Here is a 12773-nt window from a genome sequence, read left to right as displayed (position 1 = left end):
AAAAATAGCAAAATCTGGCTGGTTTTAGTGTGCCCATTTTTCTCAAAAAACGCCCAATCGAAAAAAACACCCTGAAACCGTGCCAAGGTACTGGCAGTTTCAAGGTGATTTATCGTATTTTACTGATCTAGCTGTGGTTAAAAATTTAGTGCATGAATAATCCGGGTTAAATAATGAATATTCTAATCGTTATTTTAAGTGTACTAGTTGCTTTGGAGTTCTTTTTCATTATGTATTTGGAAACATTCGCAACAACTTCATCTCGTACTGCTGAAACTTTCAGCATGTCAAAAGATGATCTTCAAAGCGAAAAGGTAAACACTCTACTTAAAAATCAAGGTATTTATAACGGTCTTATTGGCGTTGGAATACTTTATTTGTTGATTTTTACGCAAAATTACAACAATAGCTTGTTTGCCATTATGCTATACATTATTTTGGTGGCATTATACGGAAGTTTCTCATCAGGAAACAAGTCAATTTTCTTCAAGCAAGGAACTTTGGCCGTCATCGTGGTAGTTTTGTTGTTAGTTCAAATGATTCTGGGATAATTAGCAGGCATTGCTAATCAGGGGTCTGCGCAATATTGCGCCAACCAAATGGGGGTTCGTTAATTTTGACGATACCCTAAAAATTGAGGCCCGCCGAAAAGTCGGCCACCTCTTCACATACTCAAAACTTAATGCCATACATAGAGTTGGCTGCTCGCATGGAAAGGCTTAACTATGAGTATTACGAAACAAAAAAACGGCACCTACTCCGTGCGCATCCGTTGGACGGACAAACAGGGCAAGCGCCGTGAAAAGGCAAAAACTAAATTTGAAACTAAAACACGTGCAAAGCGTTGGGAACGGCAAGCAACATTGGATGCTGACGCCGGTAAATTTGATGGTGTCACGACGGACTTAACCGTTAATGAACTTGTTGATATGTATCTGCAAGAATACGTGCGCGGTAAAAGGCTATCGACCACAAGCAAGGTGGCTCGTTCATTTGAAATGTACGTGCTCACTCCCAAATGGTTCGATAACATCAAAGTGGCCAAACTATCCAAAGTTGAATTACAACGCTGGGTTAATTGGTTAGCTGGCCAGTTCTCATCGTACAAGCGCAAAGTGGATCATTTCAGAAAAGCATTAGATATTGCTGTATCTTATGAACTGCTAGAAAGTAACCCGCTTAATGACGTTCGATACCCTACGGCAGTGTCAAAGCCTGATAGGTCATATCGAGTTGAATTTTATGATCGTCAGCAACTTCAATCATTCATGCAAGCTGTACAAGACAAGTATGATAATGCTATCAACTATCACAAGTACGCCTATCTCCGTTTGTTAGCATTTACGGGGATGCGCAATGGTGAGGTTCGTGCGCTTGCATGGTCCGATATTCATTTAGAGGTCAATGAGCCACATATTATCGTTAGCAAGACCACTAGCGAAACAACTGGCCATGGTGTCGTTATTAACCCGCCTAAAACGAAGGCAGGTAATCGCAAGGTTATGCTAGACGAAAAAACTGCCGGCATTCTAAGACACTGGCGGGCTATTCAAGGACAGCAATTGATGAAACGTGGTATATCTGCCAATGGCATCGTTTGGACCAACCAGCGGCTTGATAATCGCATTTCAGGCAATCAACCACGTTCGTGGCTACTATCAGCCATACGTGATACGGACGTCCCTCAAATTAATATTCACGGGTTACGGCACACATATATCACACTTGCGGTTCAAGCTGGCATGGATATTAAGACTTTGCAGTCACAAGTTGGACACGATGACGTAAAAACTACCTTAGCAATTTATGCTACCGTCACAGATGAAATGCGATCAAAGACGGCCGATATTTTCACTCAATTAGTCAGCTTTTAATGACAACTGGGGGAGTAACTGGGGGAGTGAATAGAATTCAATACTGAAAACGCCTATACGACAAGGGTTTCAAGCTGATTGGTCGGTTCCCAGCCAGAGCAGTCAGTAATTTCGCATGTAGCGCCGGTTCCGTTTGGAGCCGGCGCTATTTGTTTGCCATATAAAAAAAGATGCGTATCACTACGCATCTCAATAACTATTTCTATCGTCGACGTTGGCGGTAAGCCATGCCGCCACTAATGAGCAACAGCACGCCTGGCACAACCCAAAACATTCGGACGCCTGGTCCACCAACACGTGGGAAAATCGACTTCATCTTTTTGGTTGGTAGGTCTACCAACCATTCACCACGTTCTTCGTTGTACTGTAGCTTGTCGCCCAGTGGCACACAATCCACCGCCATTTCTGCCGGCTCACCGTTAATACCACCCGCTGTAACTTCAAAACAGTAGACCTTTGGATCAACTTCAAACCCAGCCGGAGCTTCAACTTCTTCTAACGTATAAAGCCCCTGACTCAATCCAGGCAACGTTTGCCCTGATTCACGGGTCGTAAACTCACGGCCGTGACCCGAACTCACACGCGTCAATCGATAAGTTGAACCAGCCAGTGGCTTATCAGGGTCATCCCCCAAAGCAAACTTACGGAACACAACGCCGTTAACTTCATTGGCAAAAAGAACCTCGTGCACATCTGTCGCAGCACGATGCTTGCTTGTCGGCAAATCCGTCGTCACAACACCGTCTGTCACATGAACTTGATACTCATTTTCATCAATCCAATAACCGTGGGCAACACCAGTTTGGCGTAACGTATAAGTCGTGTCATCTGCTAAACCTGCCCACAATGTCGTGTGACTACCTGAATTTTGCTTAGTCAATTGCTTACCAGAATCATCAAACAGTTCGAATTCACCACCCAGCAACGTTAAGTCACCAGCACGGTTTGTATTCTTAACCGCAAAGGAAATCTGCTTCTCTTCAGCAGGTGCTTCTTCCTTTCCCTTACGTTGGTGACTCACCACGTTTGATTGCTGCGTACGATTCCACAATACGTTATTGAACGTATATGAAACTGCGGCTTGTTGGGTGTAGGTTGCATCAGTCAAATATTCCGCAACCGAATGACGTACGTTAACCCCGACTGCCCAGTCTGAGCCGTTAAACATCAACTTACGTACACCTTCCTTGGTCAACGTCACCTTAACCTTACGATCGTTCACCGTCACCTCATAGTCGGTGCCGTACGCCATTTCAGCACGGGTACCGGTTGTCGTGTCGTCACTCGTTCCCGCCGTATTGTAGACCTTCACGCCATTCTTTAAGGCACCGGCCAAAATCACCGCATCACCACCGACCTTCGGCAAATTAACCGTTGCTTCAACCGCACTTGGTGATAGCAAATAATCTTCACCGTTCGCATAAGTCGTTGGGTATGTCCAATACCAGAATGGCTTCGTCGCATCTTCCAGCGTTTTGCCATTCAAATCATTCGTATCCTTGTGGACGAATTTATTCACCGATGGCTTATCACGCGTCCCGACAGTCGTATCAATGTCGAATGAGAATTCCTCATCATTCGGTACGGAGATACTTGAACTCAAGAACGCGCCCCAAACACCGTTGGTTAATGAACCCATGCGTACCTTTGCCGATGTACCTTCAAGCACAAATGACACGGCTGAACGTTCAAAATTCTCACCGTTCAAATAATCCTGCCAAATGTCATTACCAGTCTCCCATTGACTAGCCGCGTCAGCCGTCCCAATGTACTTGTCTTTGTGATAAGTAATGGTTGCACCTTCAACTGTCACACCCTTGTTTTCGTTTGCACCTGCCCAGCCGACACCTTCCGCATAGTCATAACGCTTTTCGATGTCTGCATCAGGTCCCCACGGGTTTGTCTGACGATTAGCATTCAATGATGCAAATGTCAGATATGACATCTTCTTATCCGTCTTTTGCACATCAATCAGATGCTTATTTTCAAAATCAACATACTGGAATTCAATTTGGAAATCCGAGAGTTTGTTGTACAACAACCCCGAATACAAATTATTCGATAGGTTCAAATACGGATCGGCCGAATCACCCGTTCCGCCAGTATGACCACCAATGACGCCTGGAATGAAGTCTGACAATGTCACGTAGGCACCCATCAAATGCGTCGTCCACTTCACATCGCCATTATCATCCACGTGCTTGGTTTTGTACGTGCCGACATATGGGTAATAAATCGTAATTTCACCACGTTTTGCACGACTCGCAACCATCTCAATCACGGAAATCATAACTGAGTAATTCTTACCCGGCGACTGCTCATTAAACTTCTCGTAGTAGTACAAACCGTGGTCGTTTTCCTCTGAGTTCCACCACGTTTCACCCCACATGTTCGCCAAGTTACTACGCTTGTCTGAGTTCAAGCGTTCCTCAATGACCAAATAATCATCATCAATTGCGTCTTGGTTCAGATAAACTTTCATCTTGCTTGGGTCAGAATAGGCATCAGCCTTAATCGTCGCGCTGTAACCCTTCAACGTTTCAGTCGGAATCAAATCGTCTGGTCTCGCTAACGTCGCACGCTCCTCCTGCTCGTCGTACACCGTCATCTTTTGATCATCGTGCTCCCAATCACTCGCAAATGGATAAAACAGCACACCCATATGAATTTCACGTGGAATATACACGTTTTCATGACCATCTGAATAGATTTCCTCACGCACCGGCGACACAATCATCAACCCATATTTCTTATTAGCCGGTGGTCGCAGCGTAAACTTGAAGACTTGCTTTTCAGTTCGTGCATCAACTCGGTAACGATTCTTATCATCCAACTCAATCGGCTTGTCATTAAGCGTGATGCTTTCAACGCTGCCAACACGATCGCCGTCAACACCAAATTCAACCGGGAATACCCCAGCTTCCTTATCAGTACCAAACTTTTGAAAGTTATCTTCTACTTTGTCAAACGTAATCTCGTAATCCATAAAGGCACGACGTTGCGAAACTTTAATCACAAATGGCACACCTTCGTAGTCGAAGTAATCATAAATTGTTCCGGCAACACTCTTTAGCACAGCCGGCTTCATCGGAGTTGTTGGTTCCAACTCGCCCTCACCAGTCAACGTCGGATTACCCTCACCGGCACCTACGACATCCGGCAACGACACTTTACCAGTATCTTCAATCGCATCTAGCAGTCCGTTATCAATCTTAGCTGGTAGCTCACTAATCAACGTATTCTTAGTTTCCGCGTACGCCACCTTACTGAAGATGGCGAGATTTAGTAATAACGGCATCAACAAAATCAGCACACTAAATCGGGTATTAAATTTTCGCATGCGTCTTGTCATCACTGCCGTATCCTTCCATTTTCTACTTATCCCATATTACGGACAAGATACAAAATCTATGTGGCTGTCAATTAAAGACTCTTGGAAATTATCGACGGGTTTATGTCCAAAAATACAACAGAAAAGCCGGCTGCGAACATTTCTGTTCACAACCGGCTTATTCAAGCACGTCTACTTCAAATTATGTGTATCAAAATTATTGGTTTTGACGGCGCTTGATGTACCAAGCTGCCCCACCGGCGATCAACATAACGATCAAACCAGCACCAATGTATGCTTGAATTCCTGTTCCTCCAACACGAGGGAAGATTGACTTAGGGTTGTTTTGAACTTCAAACGTACCGATAAAGATACCATCGACTTCATCCATAGATGCCCATCCGTACGCCTCTGTTCCTTCAGCATTAGTTGCAAGTAATGCAACGTCTGTCAAAGGCGCGGTCAAATTGCTGTACAAACCATAATCAGACTTTGGCACTACCTTGAAGTAGATGCTGCCGTCCAAAGCATATCCATCAGGAGATTGGGTTTCCTTAACTTCATACATAACTTCCTTCTTTGAAGGACGATCGTAATCTAGTTGCTCGCCTGACTTCATTGTGAAGATAGCACCGTTGGCATCCAAATCATGCCATGTAGCTTCTGGTTGATCATTAACAATCATGCGGTATTGGAACTGAGCTCCTGAAAGCTCGTTGCCATCCGCATCCTTCTTAATCAACTTGACCTTAGCTTCCTTTTCACCGTTAGGCACGTCAACTTGAACACCAGTGTCAATATCAAATGTATTCCAAGTTGTGCCGCTAGGGAGCGTGATAACCATCTTCAAATCGTCATAATGGTCGTCCTCAGGTGTTAAACTTGGATTTGCACGCACATAGTTCAATGTAAAGACAATATCAGCGATACCAGTCCACCCGTCCGGTGTTTGCGTCTCGCTTAGCTTGTACGTTCCAGGCTTCAACTTAGGCTCACCTGGCGTTCCATCTGCTCCTTCAGAAACAGAGTTATCAAACGTCCATGTATCCGCCGTCTTTGAAGCTGGTGTGATTTCTAATTCAGATTTCGTTGGGGTATCAAACGTCGTACCATTCCAGTTCGTGTATTCTGTTTGACGAGTCAACGTGAAATCAGCACCTGAAAGTGAACGTCCATCACCGTCAACCTTGTGAATCTTCAATGCGATGTTTGCATCCAATGGATCCAAGTGTGTCGTAACCTTGTTTGTCTTCTCATCACTTACACCAGTAATGACTTCGGCTTGGTTTTCCCAAACCACCTCAGACTTTGCATTGATAGCTGACATAACGTCAACCTTTACACGGAGACTAAATCCAATATCATCACCATTAAACACAGTCTTACCAATACCAGCATCCGTAAATGTAACCGTTACTCGCTGGCGCGTTGGCTCATCTGCATCTTTTTCAACTCGAACAGAATAATCGTTAGCGGCTGAATTTGTTTGACGAATCAAAGGTGTCGTTGTACCCGTTCCTGTTGGAACGATAACACTGACGTCTTGTTGGCTGTCAATGGTTACTGGCGTGTCTGACAAATCATAGTCACGCAAAGTCATACCTTCTGGCAACAAGTCGGTCATCACAATCTTATTTGACTTAGCAATTGACTCATCCCCAACTGTATACGTTGGTTGGAACACCCAATAGTTATGAACAAAGTAACTTGTGTTGTTCTTCGTAAAGGTTCCAGCTTGACTGACACTTTCACCATCGTAGTCTCCAGCTTGTTTCGCTGACCCGCTCGTATAAGCATCAAGTTCAGCCAGCGCTGATCCATAATCCGTCTTATCCGTTACAGTCTTGTAAGGTTCCGGCAGTGCAACTGGATTAATTTGCGCACTAGTCAACGTTTGCCAAGTATTACCCGTTCCTGAGAACAAACGGAACGTGTTCGTTGTCCCAGTGATTGGGCAATTAATGGCTCCTCGTTCGAACGTATTTGACTCAGCAACGTCGACCCAACGATCGTATGGGTCATTGTCATACATGGCCATGCTTGACACTGGGTATTGCGGATCTGTCGTGTAATGTCCGTGAGCAGTTGAGTACCACTCACCCTTCATTTCATTAGCAAGTGAATTGTCTTGCACCATCGCTGTTCCTGCCTTAGCAGTTCGAGCTGAATTCCAATCTAAGGTGTTGCCAACAACCTTGGCAGCTGACTCAGCAAACTGGGCTGAGTTAATACCATATGCAGTTGCATCCCATTGATTAACAGTTCCGTGGTTAGTCGTCGTACCAAAGTTATTCAAAGAGTCAAATGTAATACTTGCCTTTGTTGTATCAGCTGAATCATTTTGAACATTAATAATGTTTGCGAATTGACCGCCTTCAACAGTAAAGAACTGCAACGTTACGTCCAATGAACGAATACCTTGGTAAATCAAACCTGAATACAAGTTGTTTGGCACATCGATAAAGTGGTGTGTACCATCCCAAACGCCACGGTTGTCTTGTGCCATACCGTCAACAGCCACAATGTTTGACAAGTGCAACGTCGCACCGATTTGGTGTTCGTCACCGTTGGCATCAACATACACACCAACATTGTCGTATACAACCGTGAATGCTGATCCCGTTACTTGGCTTGCATTTTGGAATTCAATCAAATATGAAGAACGGTTTGGTTGTGGATCCGTTTGCTCATATTGTGCGTGATAGTGTGTTCGTACATTTTGAATGTGCGCAGCAGCAGAGCCTTCCTTGTATCCGTCAATCGTTCCTGAATCCAGTCCCAACTTTTGGCGAATTTCAATTGCCGCATTTGGATCATGAGTCACAGTCCCAGTTGTAGATGTTTGCACTTGTCGAGTGTATTGACGATTACTCCAAATTTGGAAGTTATTAGGATCCGTTGCCTCACTATTTGTCTGAGGAGTCGTGAACTGACGAGACTTCATAACAATAGACGTAACTTCTGTCCCCCCAATTTGTGAACCGGTCCATTTTGCTGGATCAGCATTTCCATAAGGAACAAAACCGTTGTTTGAAGGCACCACACGTGGAGCCTTTTCAGCTTGCTTTTCTTCCTTAACTTCAGCTGTCTTTTCTTCAGACTTTACTTCAGCCTTCTTCTCTTCCTTAGCAACCGCTTCAGTCACTGTCTCAGATGAAGATTCCTTAGCAATTTCAGCAACTTGCTCAAACGCCATCGTCAAATCGACTGAACGATTATCGGCTGGCAACAAGTTTTCACCGTTTTCTTCGTTATACAATCCCAATTCAGTAACCGGCAACGTAATGTCGTGTTTATCTTCATTAGAACTGATAGCTGTCAAAATCAAATGCGGTGATTGTGTCTTCAGAACGGCATCCACGATTCCTTCGCGCATGTCTAGTGGCTCGCCCAACTTGTCGCCATCCTTAACAGCAATCTCGGCATCGGTTAACCCAGCCTTTTCCAAATCAAGTTTGAACTTAACTGTCTGCTCACTGACAGACATATCTGATCGATCAAACTCCAAATCCCACGTGGTCTTTGCTTTGTCCTGTGATGTCTCTAGTTTGACATTCAGCAACTTGCTCTCATACACGTTCTGCGGTCCAGTGACCGCATGAATCGCGTCTCCCAAGGTACCCAGATTGGCGGCAAATGGCACAGCCAGAGCTGCCAAACCAATCAAAGCGCCTAACTTGCGGTGACGCTTCTTAATTGAAAAGCCTCCACTTTTTGTCATAGACGTACTCCCTAAATCTGTATTTTTTCTCTCATAAACAGTGTGGTCCATCCCACCTTCTGTTGGACTCTCTTAGAATACCGACAAAATGGTGCAACAGTTTGTAGGAGCCGTAACGACTTTTAGAAACGTTATGAAGAAACTTTGCCACTTGCCTTGAAGTTTGAATTTTCCATTACAGAATGACGTCAATTCACAAATTATTCATTTTTCTTGCACGTTTTGACCCTCATTTACTTTTTATAATGAATAAATGTAAGAGGGGCTAACGCAACTTCTCACCTAGAGAATACACAAAAGACGTCGACCGGCATAAATGCTAGTCGACGTCTTTTGTTTTATTGCTTATTCAAATGCCATTTGGTTGTTGTACAACTCAGCGTAGAAGCCGCCTTGCGCCAACAATTCCGCGTGGCTACCGTGTTCGATAACGTTTCCGTCACGCAACACGACAATCTTATCCGCATTCAAAATCGTCTTCAAACGGTGAGCAATCACGAAACTTGTACGTCCCGCAATCACATTATCCATCGCCTTTTGAATCTTAGCTTCCGTCACCGTATCAACGTTTGACGTTGCTTCGTCCAAGATCAACAAGTCAGGCGCCGTCAAAATCGTACGCGCAATTGACAACAATTGCTTTTGACCCGTTGAGAAGACTGAGTTTTCATCAGACACTTGCGTATCATAGCCATCTTCCAACGTCATGATGAAGTCGTGAATGTTGGCTTGCTTAGCCGCATCAATCATTTCTTCATCCGTTGCATCCGGCTTACCGAACGTGATGTTGTCACGGATTGTACCCGTGAACAAAACAGAGTCTTGCAACACGATACCAACGTTATCACGCAAAGACTTCAAGTCCATGTCGCGTACGTCAACACCGTCAAACTTAACGGCACCGTCCGTCACATCATAGAAGCGGTTCAACAAGTTCATAACGGTCGTCTTACCTGAACCAGTTGGTCCAACCAAGGCTACCATTTGACCCTTGTCCACTTCAATGTTGATACCGTGCAAAATCTCGCGCTCAGGGTTGTAACCAAAGTGTACATCGTCCAACAAAATTTTGTCCTTAACGCCAGTGAACTTCACGCCGTCCTTAGGGTTGATTTCATCATCTTGTGCGAACACTTCGTTCAAACGGTGCGCACCAGTCATGGCCAATTGCAACATGTTGTACGTTGACGTGATTTGCGTGATTGGTTGGTAGTACTGTTGTGAGAACGAAACGAACGTCACAATCAATCCCAAACCAGCCGCACGCGAAGCCAAGTCACCGTTCAAAGCTTGCGTGGCACCGTAGAAGATTACGATAGCCAAGTTGAACAAGCCCATTCCTTGCATCAATGGGAACAACACACCTGACCAGGCTTGACCCAGGGTCGTGGCCTTACGCACCTTGTTGTTGTGCTCGATAAAACCACGAATTGACTCTTCTTGCAAACCGTTGGTGATAATCACCTTTTCACCGTTGATTTGCTCGTTGATGTAACCGTTCAAGTGCCCTACTTCAGCTTGTTGGGCATCCACGTACTTCTTTGCTTGCACAATGATCAACGCAGCCAAGATAACCGCAACGGGTGTTGAGGCAATCGTCACCCAAGCCATCTTAGGACTTTCGTTAAACATCATCCAAACCACACCAATCAACATCGCAATTTGTGAGAACAATTGGAAAATGGCTTGGTTCATTGCGTTAAAGATGTTATCCAAGTCAGACGTGAAACGTGACAAGATTTCACCGTCTTGGTGAGAATCAAAGTAACGCACCGTCATACGTTGCATCTTACCAAACAAGCCCTTACGCATGTCATTAACTGAATTAGATGACACGATAGCTTGAATAAAGGCATTGATGAACAAACCAGTTAGCATCAACAACACAAAGCCGAAGAACAATAGCAAAGCATGGTGGAAGTCATGCAAGCTTGCTTGGCTAGCCGTCATTGGGTTCAACTTCACCATCAAGTACTTTGACAATTCCGTAATTGAACGTCCCATGTAAACCGGCGCCTTAACTTGCGCCCACGTTGCGAAAATCGTGAACACGAGGATGGCAATCATCCCCATCCAGTAACGCTTGAAGTAGTGCGCAAAGAAACGAATTGATTCAGTAATATTCTTCATCTTTTATGCCTCCTGCGCCTTTTGTGTCTTGTAAATCTCTTGGTAGATTGGTGATGTCTCAACAAGGTCCTTGTGGGCACCTTCCGCAACCAATTCACCATCTTCCAAAACCAAAATACGGTCGGCGTTAATCACTGAAGAAATCTTTTCCGCAATGATAAATGTCGTCGTATCTTGCAAATCATGATCAAGGGCTTCCTTAACCAACTTTTCTGACTTCGCGTCCAATGCAGACGTTGAATCATCCAAAATCAAAATCTTAGGGTCGCCAATCACACCACGGGCAATTGACAAACGTTGCTTTTGACCACCAGAGAAGTTTGATGAACGCTCTTCAACCACGTGTTCATACGTGTCTTCATAACGCTCAACGAATTCAGCAGCTTGCGCGATTTGTGCCGCACGCTTCATATCAGCCTCTTCAGCATCCGCCTTACCTTGACGCAAGTTGTCAGAAATCTTTCCTGAGAACAACGTTGCGCGTTGCAAAACGAATGACACCGTCTTACGCAATGATGATTCGTTGGCATCCTTCAAATCAACACCACCGACCTTAACTGTTCCCTCAGTTGGGTCAAACAAGCGTGGAATCAATTGGGCCATCGTTGACTTACCTGAACCGGTTGCACCGACAATTCCAATCATTTCACCAGGTTGCACCGCAAATGAGATGTGCTTCAACGTTGGCTTATCATCCCCTGGGTACGTGAATGACACGTCGTCAAACTCGACAGCCCCAGACAAATCTTGTTCTGGCACATCCTTGTATTGCAAATCAGGCTCCGTATTCATAATCTCTTGAATACGACCCATAGAAACAAATCCACGGGCTGCAAAGGTCATCATCATTCCACCGATAATGATAGATTGCATAATGATCATCAAGTAGTTCGTAAATCCAGTGATTTGCGCCAACATCTTTGGCTCAGAACCAACCATGTTTCCAACGAAGTAAATGGCCACAACCATCAACCCTTGGCCAATAAACATGAACGCAGGCACGATAATTGAGAACAAGTAACCAATTTGCAAGTTAACGCCGTTCAATTCGTCAGAAACTTCATTGAAACGGGTTTGTTCGTTGTCTTCTTGGTTAAATGACTTAACCACACGGACACCTTGCAAGTTTTCCTTAGCCTTGGCGTTAACGCGGTCGATCAAACCTTGAATCATACCGAAGCGCTTACCCATGTTTCCCATGACAACCGCTGACACAGCACCAACCAAGATGACCATTACGACGATAACCCACCACAAAGCGGGAATTGAGTGTACGGCCAAGATAAATCCACCGACAAACAAAATTGGCATACGCAACAATGGTTGAAGTCCCATCATCAAAATACTTTGAATTTGCGTAATGTCGTTCGTCAAACGAACCACCAAGTTACCAACTGAGTATTGCTCGATGTTTCCAAATGAGAACGTTTGAATCTTGCGGTAAGCCGCTTCACGAACATCTGAGGCAATCCCTTGTGAGGCACGGGCCGCAAAAATCGTGTTAATAATTCCAGCAATCAACCCGATACCGGCAATCACCAATAGCTTGAATCCAATTTGGTTAACCTTATCCATGTTATCGTCTGAGATAGCTTGAACGATGTTGGTTAGCAACGTTGGCTGTAGCAACATTGAAATCGCCATGATGGTCACCGTCAAAACGGCAATCGTCAAATCGAGTTTGTAACCCTTAAAGTAGGGCTTCAACAATCGCATA

The 12773-nt window shown here is 44.7% G+C and carries 6 protein-coding genes; 2 read left to right on the top strand and 4 right to left on the bottom strand.

What is annotated here, in order from left to right; all coding sequences use genetic code 11:
• Positions 1-173 precede the first annotated feature (173 nt).
• Together C6P11_RS01195 and C6P11_RS01190 are read left to right on the top strand one after the other, a co-directional pair.
• Positions 174-551, top strand: a complete 378-nt coding sequence (locus tag C6P11_RS01195; RefSeq protein WP_135518053.1) for a DUF1304 domain-containing protein — start codon at positions 174-176, stop codon at positions 549-551.
• A gap of 174 nt (positions 552-725) precedes the next feature.
• On the top strand, positions 726-1874 hold the full coding sequence (locus C6P11_RS01190; protein ID WP_135518052.1) for a site-specific integrase: 1149 nt from the start codon (positions 726-728) through the stop codon (positions 1872-1874).
• A 202-nt stretch (positions 1875-2076) separates the two neighbouring features.
• Here the strand turns inward: C6P11_RS01190 and C6P11_RS01185 are convergent, their stop codons facing one another.
• From C6P11_RS01185 to C6P11_RS01170, 4 genes are all read right to left on the bottom strand, one after another.
• Positions 2077-5226, bottom strand: coding sequence for an MSCRAMM family protein (locus C6P11_RS01185; RefSeq protein ID WP_135518051.1), 3150 nt, complete (start codon positions 5224-5226; stop codon positions 2077-2079).
• Positions 5227-5422: 196 nt separating this feature from the next.
• The gene (locus tag C6P11_RS01180; protein WP_135518050.1) at positions 5423-8926 is read right to left on the bottom strand and encodes a SpaA isopeptide-forming pilin-related protein; all 3504 of its coding nucleotides are present in this window, start codon (positions 8924-8926) and stop codon (positions 5423-5425) included.
• A 345-nt stretch (positions 8927-9271) separates the two neighbouring features.
• Positions 9272-11056: an ABC transporter ATP-binding protein gene (locus C6P11_RS01175; protein ID WP_135518049.1), complete on the bottom strand. Its 1785-nt coding sequence runs from the start codon at positions 11054-11056 to the stop codon at positions 9272-9274.
• A 3-nt stretch (positions 11057-11059) separates the two neighbouring features.
• Complete coding sequence (locus C6P11_RS01170) at positions 11060-12772, bottom strand: ABC transporter ATP-binding protein (protein ID WP_135518048.1); 1713 nt, start codon at positions 12770-12772, stop codon at positions 11060-11062.
• Between the last annotated feature and the right edge of the window lies 1 nt (position 12773).

This window comes from Weissella confusa, from assembly GCF_004766315.1.
In the GTDB taxonomy this organism is placed as follows: domain Bacteria; phylum Bacillota; class Bacilli; order Lactobacillales; family Lactobacillaceae; genus Weissella; species Weissella confusa_A.
The sequence above is the reverse complement of the archived record's forward strand: the minus strand, read 5'-3'. Positions and strand labels throughout refer to the sequence as shown.